Genomic DNA, 15,294 nt, shown 5'->3' on the forward strand with positions numbered 1-15,294 from the left:
ACGGCTCGCTCGGGGTGTCCGACGAGATGCCGTTCGTCAAGATGATGGTGGCCGCGCAGTCGCTGGCCATCGCCGACGGACCCACCGAGGTGCACAAGCTGACCGTGGCGCGGCACACGCTCAAGGAGTACCGACCCGTCGAGGGCCTGTTCCCGTCCGCCCACCTGCCGACCCGCAAGGCGGCGGCGCGCGACCGGTTGGCGGAGTTGCTGGAACACGAGGTCGCCGAACTCTGAGCGGCCACCCGACGGCCCTCCGATTTCGTCACCGACATGTCATTTTCTTGACCCTTCCCAAACCCTGGAACCGGGGATCACCATTAGGTCAGCGCCTGCAATCGAAGCCGGCGCAGGCGTTGGCACCGCCACCTAGAGGATCAGGTATCACCATGACGCAATATTTCGCCACCACCCCCCTATTCATCATCGCGTCGGCCGCCGTCTTCATCGTCTTGATGGCGCTGACGATGCGGTCGATCATCCGCCGTGAGAAGGCGATGATCAACGCGGCGATGGACGAACCGCACGAGATCGCGGCCTACAACCAGCACTGGCGCGGCGCGGCCTAGTTATCTCCGGGGCCGCGCCGCACGGCCTGGCCCTCGTGGACGGCCGTGGCCACCCGCTCGCCTTCGGCGTCGTAAAGCCCGGCCGTGACTACTCCGCGCCCGCGGTCCGCGGCCGGCGACCGTGCCTCCAGCAGATTCCACCGGTCGGCGCGGATCGGCCGGTGAAACCAGGTCGAGGAGTCGGTGGTCGCGGCGTGGTGGCTGCGGTCGGTCATCGAGTGCCCGTGCACCGCCAGCACCGGATCGACTCCGTAGATGTCGTTGACGTACACCGCGATTGCGGCGTGCAGTATCGGGTCGTCGGGCAGATCGGCCGTCACCCGCCACCACATCCTCCGGACGAACTCCGCTCCCCATCGTTCGTCGCTGATCCGGATGTCGATCTGGTCCAACGGCAGGGCCGGCGCCGGACCGATCGGTCCGGTGCGGGGCAGTCCCTCGGGGTCACCGGTCACCCGGTCGGAGTGCCGGGGTCCCTCTGCCGCGACGGCGAACAGCGCGGTGGCGCTGAGGATGAGCCGTTCTCCCTGGCGGCCGAGCACCCGGCGCGAGGAGGAACCGCGGCCGTCGTGCATCCGGTCCACCTCGTAGCGCAGCACCGCACCGGCGTCGCCGCCGCGCAGGAATTGCACATGCACCGCCGTCGGGACCCGGTCCTCAGGAACCGTCCGGCAGGCCGCGGCGAACGCCTGTGCGGCCAGCAGTCCGCCGTAGGCCCGCTTCCCCGGCGGTCCGCCGGCCGGCCCGATGAACACGTCCCCGGCCGCGCCGTCCCCCAGTGCGAACAGATCGGTGATCACTCGCCGAGCCATTCGGCCGGCACCGCGGAGTTGTCCTGACCGAGGGCCGGGGCGGGGGCCGGGCGGGTGTGGACGCCGTCGACGGACATCGGCAGCCCGGGCGCAAGATAGTCGCCGATCCGGTCCTGTGCCAGCGGCGCGAACAGCGGATTGGCCGTCACCCGCGCGCTGCCGGCCACCTCGGTGAAACTCTGGTAGCGATCCCACAGCACCGAACCGGCCGACAGAGCGGCGGTGATCTCGGCGGCGGTGTGCGAACCGAACCACCCGGCGAACAGATCGTCGAGCGCCTCGCGGTGCTCATAGCGGGTGCCCTCGTCGTCGAAGTCGACGCCCAGCGTCTCGGCAAGGGCGGCAACGGCTTCGGTGGTTGACGTCAGTTCGGTCAGGTCGCGGAAATGCCGCGCGGTCAGCGCCACCACCATGAACGACTCGCCGTCACTGCTGCCGAAGTCCCGGCCGTACTGGCCGAAGACGGCATTGCCGAGCCGGGGGCGCTGGTCGCCGTTGACCATCACCTCGGTGAGGAAGCCGAGGTTGGCGGCGGTCGCCAGGGCGACGTCGTCCAGTGGCAGCCGGATGCGGCTGCCCTGTCCGCAGGCGTCACGGCGGCGCAGCGCGGCCAGGACCGCCAGCGCGGCGTACAGCCCGCAGCTGACGTCCCAGGACGGCAGCACGTGATTGACCGGGCCGACGTGGCCGACCGGGCCGGTGACCAACGGGAACCCCGTTGCGGCGTTGACGGTGTAGTCGACGCCGGTGGTCCCGTCGGCGCGGCCGACCACCTCCAGGTGGATCAGATCGGGCCGCAACCTGCTCAATTCCTCATGGGAAAGCCATTGCCGCCCGGCCACATTGGTGATCAGGATTCCGGCCGCCGCGATCAACCGCTGCACCAGCCGCCGACCTTCCGGCGACCGCTGGTCGACCTCCATCGACCGCTTGCCCTTGTTCAGACCGGCCCAGTAGATGCTGTCCCCGGCGGCGGTCACCGGCCAGCGGTGGTAGTCGGCCGCTCCGCCGGGCGGGTCGATACGCACCACCTCGGCGCCGAGTTGGGCCAGCGTCATCCCGGCCAGTGGCACCGCGACGAAGCTGGAGATCTCGACGATCCGCACCCCGGAGAGCGGGCGGCTGCTCACTTGACCGCGAACGGCACGCCGAGGAAGAACAGGAACAGCATCAGCAGGAACCAGGCCGCGGCCTGCCAGATCGGCCACACCCCCTCGGCCTTCCAGACCTGATAGGTGCGGACGAGCGCGCCGATCCCGCCGGCGAACAGAACGCCCGGCACCAGGACCCCGGCCAGAACCGAACGCCACAGCAGGGTGGCGGTGAACGCCGCACCCGCCAGGGCGATCACCAGGAGCACGTACTTCACCGCCTCCCGCACCGTCGCGGGGTCGTGCCAGCGTTTCTCGACGTCGTTGTCGTTGCCGGTCATGTCTTCAGCCTAGGGCCCCTGCGTACGGTGACGCATATGCGCATCGTGCTGATCTCCGACACCCACATCCCGCATCGGGCGCGTGACTTGCCGGGGCCGTTGTGGGCGCAGGTGGAGGCCGCCGACGTGGTGATCCACGCCGGGGACTGGGTGCACATCGACCTGCTGGACGAACTCCAGGAACGCTCGGCCCGGCTGGTGGGCTGCTGGGGCAACAACGACGGCCCGGCGCTGCGGGCGCGGCTGCCCGAACGCGCCGACGTGACGCTGGCCGGTGTGCGGTTCACGGTGGTGCACGAGACCGGCGGTTCGGCCGGCCGGGACGCCCGGATGGCGAAGGCCTACCCGGACACCGACGTGCTGGTGTTCGGGCACAGCCACATTCCCTGGGACACCGCCGCCGACTCGGGGCTGCGGCTGCTCAACCCGGGCTCGCCGACCGACCGTCGCCGTCAGCCGTTCCACACCTACATGACGGCGACGGCCCAGGACGGTGCGCTGACCGAGGTCACGATGCACCGGGTGTGAGGCCCGGGCGATCCCGTAGCCGCCGGGCCAACCCGCTCGCCCGCAGCGCGCGCCGGCCGACCGCGGCGCGCACCTGCCCGGCGGTGCCGATCACCCGGACCTTCTCCCGGGCCCGGGTGACCGCGGTGTAGAGCAGTTCGCGCGTCAGCAGCCGGGAGTCCGTATCGGGCAACAGCACGGTGACCTCGACGGCCTGGCTGCCCTGGCTCTTGTGGATGGTCATGGCGTGCATGGTCTCGATGTCGGCGAGCCGGCTGGTGGCGATCTCCACCGGGCCGCCGGCGCCGGCCATCACCGCGCGCAACGCGCCGTCGCGCACGACCGCCACCCCGGTGTCGCCGTTGTAGAGGCCCAACCCGTAGTCGTTGGCCGTGACCAGCACCGGCCGGCCCGGGTACCAGGCCGCCCACAGCGGCATGTCGGTCCGCTCGGCCAGCCAGCGTTCGGTTTGCCGGTTCCAGTAGTCCACCCCGTACGGTCCCCGGCGATGCGCGCACAGCAGGCGGTGCCGGTCCAGCGTCCGCAACGCCTCCGCACCGTCGCCGAGCACCGCCGCCTCCCGCAGCGCAAGCGCATGCGGCACAAGCACTTTGCGGAGCACACCGGCCGGCTGGTCGCTGTCGATCCACTCGATGTGATCGCCGCCGGCGGCCAGCACCTCGCATGCGGTCTCGGCATCCCCGACCCGGATCGCCTCGGCCAGGGCGCCGATCGACTCGCCGTAGCGGTGCGGGGTGACCAGCGTCGCGATCGGTGAATCGGCCCCCGGGTCGGCGGCGGTCAGACCCTCGACCAGATCGGCCAGCACCGCCCCGGCCTCCACCGAGGCCAACTGGTTGGGGTCGCCCACCAGCAGCAGTCGGGAATCCGGCCGGACGGCCTCCAACAGCCTGGCCATCATGGTCAGCGACACCATCGAGGTCTCGTCGACGACGATCACATCGTGGGCAAGCCGGTTGTCCCGGTTGTGCCGGAACCGCGACGAGGTGTCGGGACGGCTGCCCAGAAGCCGGTGCAGGGTGGTGGCGGTCAACTCGGGAAGCCGGTTCTGATCGGCGGGGTCCAGCGCGCGGACCTCGTCCTGCACGGCCTGAAGCAGCCTGGCAGCCGCCTTACCGGTCGGCGCCGCCAGCGCGATCCGCAGCCGGGGCGTTCCGTCGAGCTCGGCCTGCTCGGCCAGCAGCGCCAACAGCCTCGCCACGGTCGTGGTCTTGCCGGTACCCGGTCCGCCGGTCAGCACGGTCAGCGCCCGGGACAGCGCCACTCGCGCGGCCGCGCGCTGTTCGGCGTAGCTGTCCGGGAACAGCCGCTCGATATCCGGCGGGGTTCCGGTGCGCCGGACCGCGGTCAGGGCCAGCACATCCTCGGCGACCCGGCCCTCCTCGATCCAGTAGCGGTCCAGGTAGAGCAGGCCGGACCCGTCGGAGCCGTCGGAGCCGTCGACGCGCAGCACCGGCGGTTCGGCGATCAGTTCGCTGCCCGACACCACGGCCAGCCAGGTGTCGGGATCCGGCCAGGGCAGTTCGGGGCCGCCGACCTGCCGGCCGATCTGGGTGAGGTCGACGCACACCGATCCGCCCCGCACCGCGCGCACCACGAACGCCAGCGCCAGCGTCACCCGTTCGTCGGTCTCGCCGGCCAGTTCGGTGAGCCGCCGGGCCACCAGCACGTCGGCGGATTCGATGACCCCGGCGTCGTTGAAGGTGCGCAGCAGGCCGGTCGCCGCGGTGCTGCGCCGCCAGTCCGCGGCGTCGACCCGGGGGGCGGTCATGCGGCCGCCCCGCCTTCGCGGCCGCCGTCGAGCAGATCCGACAGCGCGATCACCAGCGCGGCCGGGGGCCGCCAGCCGAACACCCCGGCGGGCATCCCGTCGGCGGTCGGGGTGTCGGGCCCGCACATCCCGCGGACGAACAGGTAGAGCACCCCGCCGAGATGGCGTTCCGGATCGTACCCGGGCAGCCGCCAGCGCAGGAACCGATGCAGCACAACCGAATACAGCAGCGCCTGCAGCGGGTAGTCCGAATGCAGCATGGCCTCGGCCATCCGGGCGGGCGTGTAGTCCGCCGCGGTCAGCGGCCGGCCCGGTTCGCCGAGCCAGTTGGTCTTGTAGTCGGCCACCAGGTAGCGGTGTTCGGACGGCCCGGTCGGGATGCGCAGCACCACGTCGAGGGAGCCGCTGAGGTAGCCGCGCAGGGGCTGGCGGCCGAGGGTGGCGTCGGTGAGGCGGTCGACGTACTCGGCCATCGGGTCGTCCCCCGGCAGGTGCGCCGCGAGAAGACGCCCGACGTCGGCGAGGCGGACATCGGGCACCTCGGTGCGCAGGTCGCCGCCGGCCAGTGGGAACTCGAAGTCCAACTCGCACAGCCGGTCCCGCAATCCGATCTGCCGCAGGGTCCGGCCGTCGGCCAGCGGCCCAAGCGGGGTGTCGTGCAGCGGGATCAGCGCCGCGGCGAGGTCGGCACCGGGGACGTCCACCGGCCACCACACCGAGTGCTCGTCGATCTGGGCCCGCAGTTCGGCGGTCAGGTCGGGAGCCATCGGGTCGGCGGTCTCCAGGACCGCGTGCACCAGACTGCCGAACTTCGCGCCGGTGGGCAGGTCCGCCATCGGCGAGGGCAGGTCGGCGCCGGCGGCCGGGGTGACCAACGCGATGTCGGCGACCTCGTCGTCGAGTTCGACGACCTCCGGTTCGCTGCTCACCCCGACGCTGTCCTGGGCCGCGCGCACCAGACCGGAGTAGGAGGTGCGCCGCCAGCTGGTGTCGATTCCGCGGTGGAAGTGCCGGACCCCCAGGCCGGCCGGCGGTTCGGGTGCCGGCAGGCCGGCCGCGCAGGCCACCTCGGAGGCCTCGATGGTCAGCGCCCCGAGGGTCTCCCACCGCTGCAGCAGCGGAAGTGCCTCGGCGCATTCGATTTTCGCGGGCTCACAGCGGGTCGGGACGACGGCCTCACCCGGACCACGGCCGCGCAGCAGCCGCGACAACCCGCCGTTGGGTTCGTCCCAGGACGGCGCCCACCACGCCACCACCTGGGACTGGGCGCGGGTCAGCGCCACGTAGCACAGCCGCAGTTCCTCCCCGCGGGCCTCGTCGGCGCCGGCGCCCTGGGCCGGCGCCAACTCCGGGCTCTGCTTGCCGCCGACGTGCAGGCAGCGCTGCTCGCCGTCGTGGAACCGGATCAGGTCTTCGGAGCGCAGGTGCCGGTTGAAGGCCAGCGGCAGGTAGACGATCGGGAACTGCAGTCCCTTGCTGCCCCACACCGTCATCACCTGAACGGCTTCGGCCTCGCTGTCGAGGCGCCGGCTGCGTTCCTTGGCGCGGGCGCCCTCGTCGCGCTGGGTGCGCAGCCAGTCGCGCAGCGCACCGAGGCTGTAGTGCTCGCGCTGGGCGGTCTCGTGGAGCAGTTCGGTGACATGGGCCATGTCGGTCATCTCACGTTCGCCACCGGCCCAGGACAGCACGTCGCGGCCCATACCGGCCAGCTTCGCGGCTTCGAAGACCGCGGCCACACCGGCCTCCCGGGCGTGATCGGCCCACTGCCGCAGGGTGTCGGCTACCCGGTCGGTCAGTTCGTCACCGCCGAGGGCCAGATCCGCGGCGGTGTTGCGGAAGAACATCGTCGCCGCCGCGGCCCGCACCATTCCCGGCCGGTGCGGCTGGTCGATGGCCTCGAGCAGGCACAGCCAGTCGTCGGCCGCCGGGGACAGCAGCACATCGGTGTCACCGGCGAAGACCGCCGGCACCCCGGCGGTGAGCAGGGCCTGAAAGCATTCCCGGGCGCCGGAGTGGGCGGTGATGACGGCGATGTCGCGGGCCTCGAGTTCGCGTCCGTCGTAGCGGGCGCCGCCGGCCAGCAGGGCGCGGATGTCGGCGGCCATGTCGGCGAAGATGTGCGGGCGCAGGATCTCCGACCTCAGCGTGTCGGTGCCTTCCAGGTGGAACTGCTCACGGCTGACCACCCGAAGCCGGAACGGGTCGTTGTGCGGCGCCCCCTCGAGGCGGTGCCCGCGGTGGGAGGCCCGCACATCGCGCACCACGATGTCGGGGTCGCCGAGTTCGGCGCCGCCCATCAGCATCTGCAACCGGTCCACCAGGACGTCGTCGCTGCGGTAGTTGGTGCCGAGGGTGAACCGGTCGCCGGCGGTGCGGGCCGCCTGCAGGTAGGTGACGATGTCGCCGCCCCGGAAGGCGTAGATGGCCTGTTTGGGGTCGCCGATCAGGATCAGCGTCGAACGGCCGCGGAACGCGCGGTCGATCACCTGCCACTGCACCGGGTCGGTGTCCTGGAACTCGTCGACCATCACCACCGACCACCGTCCGTGCATCCGCGCCGCGGCGGGCGACTCCGGTGAGTCGAGCGCGTTGGCCAGCCGGGTCAGCAGGTCGTCGTAGCCCAGTACCCCGCGCAGCCGCTTGCGCCGCTCCAGTTCGGCGACGAAATCGCGCGCGAACCGCAACCGCACCGCGGGCTCGGTGTCGGGGTGGGCGTTGACCGGTCGCAGCTGGCTGCCCGGCTGGTCGGCGATGGCACGGGCCATCTCCAGGGCGTCCGACCGGGTGATCTTCGGCTTCTCGGTGGAGTTGCCGAAGTGTCTCAGATACAGGTCGTCGACGATCTCGGCGACCAGATCCTCAAGGCTCTCAACCAGTTCCACACCGGCGTCGGTGTCCCCGGCCACCCCGAGTGAGTTCAGCACGTGGTTGCAGAACTGGTGGATGGTGGCGATGGTGGCGGCGTCGAACCCGGCCAGCGCCGCCCGCAGTCGCCGCCTGCGGTCGGCCAGTTCGCCGGGATCGGCGTCGACCAGATGGTGCAGCAGTTCGTTGTCGTCCGCGCCGACGGCGCCCGGATCCTCCAGCGCCCGGACCCCGTCCTGCAGGGCGTCCCGGATCCGCTCCCGCAGTTCCTGGGTGGCCGAACGGCTGAATGTGATCAGCAGCATCTGGTCCAGTGCCGCAGCGCCTTCGGCGACGTAGCGGGTGACCAGACCGGCCAGGGTGAAGGTCTTGCCGGTGCCGGCGCTGGCCTCCAGAACGGTGGTGCTCCGCGGCTGCGGCAGCGGGCCGCACAACTCGAATCGTTCCATCAGCCCGGCTGCCCCTCGGAGTTCAGCATCGGCAGCCACAGCCGCGCGGCATAGCAGCCCAGCCGGGTGCTCTCACCGTCGGTCCGCTCGGCCGGGGACGGCGGCGTCAGCAGCACGTCCAGGTCCGCGTCCCGGCCCCAGATCCGTTGCACCGCAGGCTCGTCGCGGTCGTATTTCCACTTCTTGCGAGCTTCGCCCTCCGGGCTGGGCGGGCGGCGCCGGTAGTTCCCGCACGCCAGGTCGAAACGCGCCTCGGCCCAGGCGTAGGAGGTCTTGATCGGCAGCGGAAGCGGTTCGCGGCGGCCGCAATCGAACATCTCCACCAGGGTGCGCAGCACGGTGCGCGGGTCCTGCGACGGGCGGCGCAGCACACGCTGGGCCAGTCCCTCGCCCTTGGCGGCCCGGCCGACGCACACCGCCGACCAGTCGCGTTGCGGGACCGCCGAGGCCAGGGCCAGCAGCGGAATCCAGGCGGCGAGCAGGTGCTGACCGCCCAGCTTGGAGAAGGTCAGCGTCACCGTGCGGTCACCGAACACCTGCGACACCGTGCCGGTCAGCCGTCGTCCGTTCCCCAGGTCGACGTCGACGTCGAAGGCCTGCGGGTCACCGACCCGCAAGTGTGCGGCGGCGGCGGCGAGTTGCATTGCCTGGTCGCGTAATTCGTTGACGGTGTGACACCCCAGCCAGCCAGGGGGCAGCAGCCCGCGGCGCCACTCGGCCTGCCGGGCCTGCTGCGGGTCCATCCCGGCGACGATGTCGGTCAGCATCCGGTCCCCGACCACCCACTTCTGCAGGTTGTCCACCTCGACCGGCATGGCGTCGTCGATACCGTCGAAATCGCGCGGCAGGGCGAACTCCAACTCGGTGAAGAACCCGCGGACCGGGTCCCGGTAGAAGGCCAGCAACTCCGCCAGCCCGACGTCGGCGGCCGGCGCGGCCGGCAACGGGGCGGCGAAGAAGTCGGGCTGGGCGGGCCGTTCGGCGGCCATCGCCAGCGCCGCCGACAGGGCGGTGGCGTCGAAGCTGAAGGGTTCGTCCGGGACGCCGAGCGCCCCGGGGGTGACGTTGCGGATGTCGAAGGGCTGCAGGGGATGCCGGGTGAGGATGCGTTCCTTGACCTCGTCTGCGGTGGTGGCGTCGAGAGCGTCGAGCAGTTCCATCAGGGGAACCGCCGGCGGCCGGTCCTTGCCGGTGCGCTCGTTGGCCCCGGTGTAGGTGATGACCAGCTTCTCGGTGGCGGCGCAGACGGCGTCGAGAAGAAGCTGGCGGTCCTCGGAGCGCACGTCGCGCTCACCGGTCATCGGGTCACGGGCGAGTCCGTCGTCGCCGTCGGGGCTGCCCAGGCGCGGGAAGACGGTGTCGTCGAGTCCGACCAGGCACACCACCCGGTGCGGCACCGAACGCATCGGCACCATGGTGCACACCGTCAGGGTGCCGGTGCGGAAGTTGGCCCGGGTGGGCCGGCCGGCGAGCTGACCGGCCAGCAGCGCGTGCACGTCGGTGAGCCGCAGTCGGGTGCCGGCCCGGTCCCCGGCCCGGCGCAGCACCTCGTTGAACTCGCGCTGGAGTTGGCTGAGCTGCCAGGCGTCGCTGTCGGCCACCCGTGCGATCCGGACCACACCGTCGGTCAGGGCGGTCAGCCAGTCGCTCAGCGTGCGGGTGCCGGTCAGCGAGTCCACCGCCGCACGCAGACGGGCGACGAACTCGGCCAGCCGCCCGGCCAGTTCGACCCGATTGCTGCCGACGTCGTCCAGTGGCAGGGTGGTGTTGATCCAGGCCCGCGAGTCATCCGACAGGGCCACCCCGGCCAGGATCCGGTCCAGGCCGAACTGCCAGGTGTTCTGGATGAAGTCCACCCCGAACGGCATGCGGTGCTCGCGGTCGAGACCCCACCGGATATTGGACTGCTTGACCCAGGAGGTGATGTTCTCCAGGTCGTCGTCGGTGAAGTCGAACCGGTCCCGGACCGGGTCGGCGTGGGCGATGTTGAGCACCTCGCTGGCCGTGACCCGGCTGCCGGCCAGACCGAGCAACTGCGCGGCCAGCGCGAGCAGCGGATTGGTCTGCACCAGCGAGCGGTCGGCCAGCCGGACCCTCAGCCGGTGGGCCGGATGCGCACCGGGCACCACCTCGCCGAGGCCGAAATCGGCGGCGATCAGCGGCGCGTAGCTCTCGATATCGGGGCACATCACCAGGATGTCGCGGGGCTCGAGGGTCTCGTCGTCGGCCAGCAGCCCCAGCAGGACCTCGCGCAGCACCTCGATCTGCCGGGCCGAGCCGTGACAGCTGTGCACCTGCACCGAGCGGTCCCCGGGTTGCAGTTTTCGTCCCAGCGGCGCAACGGAATTCGCGGCGATGTCGGACTGCAGCCAGCCCAGCAGGGTGTCCGGGCGCGGATCGCCCGCCAGGAACTCGTCCTGAGCCGGCCGCGCCGGCAGGCCGCGCTGCAACTCCCGAAGATCCCGTCCCAACGTCGCCAGCACCGGGTGTTCGACCAGCAGGTGGCTCTGGTCGCACCGGCGCGGGATGGCGCCGTGCTGGTCCGACAGCGCGTCCCACAGTTGCGGACTCGGGTGCGGCAGCCACAGGTGCAGGTCGTGGTGCACCGCCAGCGCCTCGAGCAGTTCGACATCGGTGGCGGACAACCTCGTGTAGCCGAACAGCGAGATGCGTTCGGGTAGAGCACACCCCGACTCCCGAAGCTGCACAAGGGTTTTGGCGTGCCGGATATGCGGCGGGTCGATTGCCGTCGCCGCCACCAGCCGGCGCCACAGCTCGGGCTGCCAGGCCAGGTCGGCGTCGAGTCCGGCGGTGTCCCCCGCCAGCCAGCCGGCGAGCAGGTCGGGGCGCTGCCGGGCGTAGGAGGCGAACAGGCCGGCCAGTCGGCGCGCCACCGCGTACCGGCGGCCCTGCCGGAGTTCCCGCTCGTCTTCCCCTTCGCTGAAATGCCCGAGGTGAGCGGCCAGGGTGTGGCACCACGGTTCGTCGAGGCTGGTGTCGATCACCTCCAGCAGCGGCCAGGTCATGGCCTCCGGCGACCACGGATCGTCCTCCCGGGTGCCGGCGATCTCAGAGATCAGCGAGGCCGGGGAGCGGAACGCCACCCCGGCGCACACCCCGTCGGCCGCCCGGCCGCGGCCCAGCACATGCGACAGCCGCTGGGACAGCCAGCGCTCCACCCCGCGGGCGGGCACGACGACGAGATCCTCGGCGAACGGATCGGGCGGCGGCGTGGCCAGCAGGTTCCCCAACCCGTCCGCGAGGATGTCGGTTCGATCCGCGCGGTGTACATGCAGGGCCATCGTCGAACACCGTAGCCCCGGCCACCGACAGACCCCGACGGCGGCTCAGGCGGTCCACACCCCGGTGATCGGCGCGGCCCCGGCGGCCCGGCCGGTCTTGGGCAGGCGGTAGATCTCCTCGATGGTGGACAGCACCGAGTAGTGGTCGATCCGTTGGTCGTAGGTTCCGGGGTGGCGCCGGCCACGACAGCCCGGACCGCGAACGCCCTCACGGCAGCCAGTGTAGGGACCGGTGGCTGGCCCCCGCCCGCGTGCGACCTGCCGCCGGCCACTCAGCTGGGAATGGACTCCCGGAAGTCCACCCCGCGCTGCAGAGCGCGGATCGACTCGTCCATGTCGACCACCGGGATCACCTGGTAGTCGACGAAGAACCCGAACTTCGCCACGGCGTCCATGAGGTCGGCCGCGTCGGCCGTCTCAACGACCGCGCAGCCGCCGGTGCCGTCGACGCGGCCCAGGAACTGGTGGAACGTCACGCTCTGCTGCGGCGTCCACTTGGAGAACACCTCCAGGCCGCGCCGGATGCTCTTCTCGTTCTCGGCCGCCGACCCGGTGAGGCGAGTGGTCCAAGTCATGAGGTACTTCATCAGTCTCTCCTTCACTTCGGCCGGGCACCGGTCGTGACCCGGACCCTTTCAACACAACCCGTTGATCTATTGCGTGACCTCACCTGAACGGATGAAATGGGAACCGGGTCGGGTCGACGGTGGCGGACCGGGGGAACGACGGTGGGCAACCTTGACGATTTCGCGCGCGTGGTCGATCCGATCGACCCGGCCGCAGCGGACCTGCTGGTCACCGAACTCGCCGACGCCATGCGACATGCCCTTATCGTGCTGGCCGGCGATGGGTCGATCGTCCACACGAACCCCGCGGCGGCGGTGCTGCTCGGCCGCAACGACGGGCTGCGAAACCGGGACAGCGCCGTGGAAGCCACTCGGCCGTCGACCAATTCGGAGTTGCACGCCCGAATCGAGCAGGCCGTCCGGTGCGGCGCCCGGGGAAGCCGCAGCGGCGCCACGCTGACCTGCAGCCGACCCTCCGGCAAGTGGCCCTACGTCATCCACGTCCTGCCCCTGGGATGCGCGTCGAGGTCCGAGCAGAGCGGACCGGCCCTGCTCGTGGTCGTCGACCCGGACTCCAAGCCTTCCCCGACACAGGACCTGATCCGCCGGATCTTCGGCATGACCCCGGCGGAGGCGGAGGTGTGTCTGCGGATTCTCGACGGCGACGGGCTCAAATCCGTCGCCGATCAACTCAACCTGTCACTGGCCACCGTCAAAACCCATCTTCAGCACGTGTTCGACAAGACCCGGACGCACCGGCAGGCCGAGTTGGTCCGATTACTGCTCGCCGTCATGCCCTGAAGCCCCTTTAGACCCCTGAAGCCCCGAAGCCCCGAAGCCCCGGCGAACTCAGCCCGCAAGGCGCGCAATCGATCCCAACGGGATGTGCAACCACCCGGGCCGGTGTCGGGCCTCGTAGGCAGCCTCGTACACCGCCTTGTCCAATTCGTAGACGGCCAGCACGTCGGCGTGCTCCCGCGGGTCCGTGCCCGCCCCGGCCGCGTAGCCGTCGCAGAACGCCGCGCGGTTGCGCTCCGACCACTCCCGGGCCCGCGCCGCGAGCTGGCGATCCGCCTTCTCGTCGAGCGGGTGATAAGCGGCGTAGGCGAACGAGCGCAACATCCCGGCGATGTCGCGCAGCGGCGAATCCGGTTGGCGGCGCTGGTCCGGCGGCTGACCCGGCTCACCCTCGAAGTCGATCAGCAGCCAGGTCTCGGGGGTTCGCAGCACCTGGCCGAGGTGCAGGTCGCCGTGGATGCGTTGCACGGTGATCGGCTCGTCGGCCAGTTCGGTGTAGCGCTCCTCGATCGCCGGGACGTACTCGCCCAGTTCCGGGACGGCCGACGCGGCCGCCGCCAGTCGCCGTCGCATGTGCGCCACCGGCAGCGTCGAGGTGGACCTGCCCAGCGAACGCGCCAGATCGGCGTGCACCGACGCCACCGCCTCGCCCAGCCGGAACGACTCCCCGGCGAAGTCCCCGCCCACCTCGTAGGCGTACAGGTCGCCCTCGGCGTAGAGATCCCGGGTGCTGGCGGTGGCCATGTCCCAGCCCTCTGCGGAGTTGGCGGCATAGGTGGTCACCATGCCCAGTGGGCACGGCCCGTCCGCGGTGGTCAGTTCGAAGGACCCCAGCAGGCGGGCCACGTGCGGATTGCCCGCCCGGGCCAGCACCCGGTTCAGTTCGACATCGGGGTTGACGCCGCAGGACACCCGTCGGAACAGTTTCAGGATCGACCGTTCCTCGAAGACCACGCTGGTGTTGCTCTGCTCGGCTTCGATCACCCGGGCCCCCGGGGCGCCGCCGTCGACCGGCAACTCCGCGCCGGGCTCGCGGATGAACCGGACCTCCCCGATCACCGCCGAGGACTCGACGAGCCCCAGCAGGAACCGCGCCGAATCCGGTTCGTAGAGCGCGTCGCAGGCGGGGTGCCCACCGGCGGTCCCGATCGTCGCCACCGGCGCGAACTCCGGCGGCGGCGCGCAATCCCATTGCACCACAACCTGATAACGCTCAGAGGAACCGTCGGTGTAGCCGACATCGACAAGGGCGAGGTCCATCCCGTCCCGCAGTCGCGCGACCACCCGGGGTTGCGCGCCGGACGGCGTCCGGCTGCGCCCGGCGTACCACCGCTGGTTGACCAGCCAGTCGCTCCACGGCAGGTCGCTGATCGCTGTCATGAGTCCCCCTCCGGTTGCAGCTTGAACCAGTAGAAGCCGTGCCCCGGCAAGGTGAGCAGGTACGGCAAGTGGCCGATCGGGGGGAAGGGCACATGACCGGTCAACTCCACCGGCGTCCACGAATTCCAATGCTGCAGTTGCAATTCGATCGGCTGCGGGAAGCGGGAGAGGTTGTTGACACACAGCACGACTTCATCGGCCGTCTCGCGGACGTAGGTCAGCACCGACGGATTGGACCCGCCGAGTTCGCGGAAGGCCCCCACCGCGAATGCCTCGTGGCGACGGCGCACGGCCAGCATGGTTCGCGTCCAGTTCAGCAGCGAGGCCGAGGAGTCGCGTTGCGCTTCGACGTTCACCGCCGGGTATCCGTACACCGGGTCGAGGTTGGGCGGCAGATACAGCCGGCCCGGGTTCGCCCCCGAGAAACCGGCGTTGCGGTCCGGCGTCCACTGCATGGGCGTGCGCACCCCGTCGCGGTCGCCGAGCCAGATGATGTCGCCCATGCCGATCTCGTCGCCGTAGTAGATCACCGGCGATCCCGGCAGCGATAGCAGCATGGCGGTGAACAACTCGATCTGGTTGCGGTCGTTCTCCAGCAACGGCGCCAGGCGCCGGCGGATGCCGACGTTGGCCTTCATCCGCGGGTCCTTGGCGTACTCGCTGTACATGTAGTCACGCTCCTCGTCGGTGACCATCTCCAGCGTCAACTCGTCGTGGTTGCGCAGGAAGATGCCCCACTGCGCGGTCTCCGGGATCTCCGGGGTGTGCGCCAGGATCTCCGAGATCGGGAACCGCGACTCCCGGCGCACCGCCATGAAAATCC

13 protein-coding genes are annotated in these 15,294 nt (G+C 70.9%); 4 read left to right on the plus strand and 9 right to left on the minus strand.

Annotation, left to right across the window (positions count from 1 at the left end; genetic code table 11):
* Together ADBZ5U_RS08055 and ADBZ5U_RS08060 are read left to right on the plus strand one after the other, a co-directional pair.
* A partial coding sequence (locus ADBZ5U_RS08055; RefSeq protein WP_526264196.1) for an acyl-CoA dehydrogenase family protein occupies window positions 1-236 on the plus strand: 236 nt, incomplete at its 5' end.
* Between the two features lie 152 nt (window positions 237-388).
* On the plus strand, window positions 389-568 hold the full coding sequence (locus ADBZ5U_RS08060) for a hypothetical protein (protein WP_526264198.1): 180 nt from the start codon (window positions 389-391) through the stop codon (window positions 566-568).
* On the opposite strand, the gene ADBZ5U_RS08065 is transcribed toward ADBZ5U_RS08060, so the two are convergent.
* Genes ADBZ5U_RS08065 through ADBZ5U_RS08075 form a run of 3 tightly spaced genes read right to left on the minus strand, consistent with a single transcriptional unit; the run spans window position 565 to window position 2,812 of the window.
* A complete protein-coding gene (locus ADBZ5U_RS08065) occupies window positions 565-1,365 on the minus strand; it encodes an acyl-CoA thioesterase (RefSeq protein WP_526264219.1) in 801 nt (266 codons plus the stop codon). The two genes, ADBZ5U_RS08060 and ADBZ5U_RS08065, sit on opposite strands and share 4 nt — an antisense overlap.
* Complete coding sequence (locus ADBZ5U_RS08070; RefSeq protein WP_526264200.1) at window positions 1,365-2,510, minus strand: CoA transferase; 1,146 nt, start codon at window positions 2,508-2,510, stop codon at window positions 1,365-1,367. The genes ADBZ5U_RS08065 and ADBZ5U_RS08070 overlap by 1 nt, the downstream gene beginning before the upstream one ends.
* On the minus strand, window positions 2,507-2,812 hold the full coding sequence (locus ADBZ5U_RS08075; protein WP_526264202.1) for a hypothetical protein: 306 nt from the start codon (window positions 2,810-2,812) through the stop codon (window positions 2,507-2,509). The genes ADBZ5U_RS08070 and ADBZ5U_RS08075 overlap by 4 nt, the downstream gene beginning before the upstream one ends.
* Before the next feature lie 36 nt (window positions 2,813-2,848).
* Here ADBZ5U_RS08075 and ADBZ5U_RS08080 point away from each other — a divergent pair, with 36 nt between their 5' ends.
* Window positions 2,849-3,340 (plus strand): metallophosphoesterase family protein, encoded by a 492-nt coding sequence (locus ADBZ5U_RS08080; RefSeq protein WP_526264204.1) that lies wholly within the window; start codon window positions 2,849-2,851, stop codon window positions 3,338-3,340.
* Here ADBZ5U_RS08080 and recD read toward each other — a convergent pair.
* From recD to ADBZ5U_RS08100, 4 genes are all read right to left on the minus strand, one after another.
* Window positions 3,321-5,111, minus strand: a complete 1,791-nt coding sequence (gene recD / locus ADBZ5U_RS08085) for an exodeoxyribonuclease V subunit alpha (RefSeq protein ID WP_526264206.1) — start codon at window positions 5,109-5,111, stop codon at window positions 3,321-3,323. The two genes, ADBZ5U_RS08080 and recD, sit on opposite strands and share 20 nt — an antisense overlap.
* Window positions 5,108-8,425, minus strand: coding sequence for a UvrD-helicase domain-containing protein (locus ADBZ5U_RS08090; RefSeq protein ID WP_526264207.1), 3,318 nt, complete (start codon window positions 8,423-8,425; stop codon window positions 5,108-5,110). Before ADBZ5U_RS08090 ends, recD begins: the two co-directional genes overlap by 4 nt.
* Complete coding sequence (gene recC / locus ADBZ5U_RS08095; RefSeq protein WP_526264209.1) at window positions 8,425-11,727, minus strand: exodeoxyribonuclease V subunit gamma; 3,303 nt, start codon at window positions 11,725-11,727, stop codon at window positions 8,425-8,427. The genes ADBZ5U_RS08090 and recC overlap by 1 nt, the downstream gene beginning before the upstream one ends.
* Window positions 11,728-11,999: 272 nt before the next feature.
* A complete protein-coding gene (locus tag ADBZ5U_RS08100; RefSeq protein ID WP_526264211.1) occupies window positions 12,000-12,314 on the minus strand; it encodes a DUF3303 family protein in 315 nt (104 codons plus the stop codon).
* A gap of 168 nt (window positions 12,315-12,482) precedes the next feature.
* Between ADBZ5U_RS08100 and ADBZ5U_RS08105 the strand changes: the two genes are divergently transcribed.
* Entirely contained in the window at window positions 12,483-13,094 is a 612-nt protein-coding gene (locus ADBZ5U_RS08105; RefSeq protein ID WP_526264213.1) for a helix-turn-helix transcriptional regulator, read from the plus strand.
* 48 nt (window positions 13,095-13,142) lie between these two features.
* Here the strand turns inward: ADBZ5U_RS08105 and ADBZ5U_RS08110 are convergent, their stop codons facing one another.
* Window positions 13,143-14,471: a maltokinase N-terminal cap-like domain-containing protein gene (locus tag ADBZ5U_RS08110; protein ID WP_526264215.1), complete on the minus strand. Its 1,329-nt coding sequence runs from the start codon at window positions 14,469-14,471 to the stop codon at window positions 13,143-13,145.
* The coding region (locus tag ADBZ5U_RS08115) for an alpha-glucosidase C-terminal domain-containing protein (protein ID WP_526264217.1) at window positions 14,468-15,294 on the minus strand (827 nt) is incomplete at its 5' end. The genes ADBZ5U_RS08115 and ADBZ5U_RS08110, both read right to left, overlap by 4 nt.

This window comes from Mycobacterium sp. (assembly GCF_040398885.1).
Lineage (GTDB): Bacteria > Actinomycetota > Actinomycetes > Mycobacteriales > Mycobacteriaceae > Mycobacterium.

Excerpts from the sequence above, each read along its gene's own strand:
- ADBZ5U_RS08075 (WP_526264202.1), bottom strand. The coding sequence starts at position 2,812 with ATGACCGGCAACGACAACGACGTCGAGAAACGCTGGCACGACCCCGCG.
- recC (WP_526264209.1), bottom strand. The coding sequence starts at position 11,727 with ATGGCCCTGCATGTACACCGCGCGGATCGAACCGACATCCTCGCGGAC.
- recD (WP_526264206.1), bottom strand. The coding sequence starts at position 5,111 with ATGACCGCCCCCCGGGTCGACGCCGCGGACTGGCGGCGCAGCACCGCG.
- ADBZ5U_RS08090 (WP_526264207.1), bottom strand. The coding sequence starts at position 8,425 with ATGGAACGATTCGAGTTGTGCGGCCCGCTGCCGCAGCCGCGGAGCACC.
- ADBZ5U_RS08110 (WP_526264215.1), bottom strand. The coding sequence starts at position 14,471 with ATGACAGCGATCAGCGACCTGCCGTGGAGCGACTGGCTGGTCAACCAG.
- ADBZ5U_RS08080 (WP_526264204.1), top strand. The coding sequence starts at position 2,849 with ATGCGCATCGTGCTGATCTCCGACACCCACATCCCGCATCGGGCGCGT.
- ADBZ5U_RS08100 (WP_526264211.1), bottom strand. The coding sequence starts at position 12,314 with ATGAAGTACCTCATGACTTGGACCACTCGCCTCACCGGGTCGGCGGCC.
- ADBZ5U_RS08060 (WP_526264198.1), top strand. The coding sequence starts at position 389 with ATGACGCAATATTTCGCCACCACCCCCCTATTCATCATCGCGTCGGCC.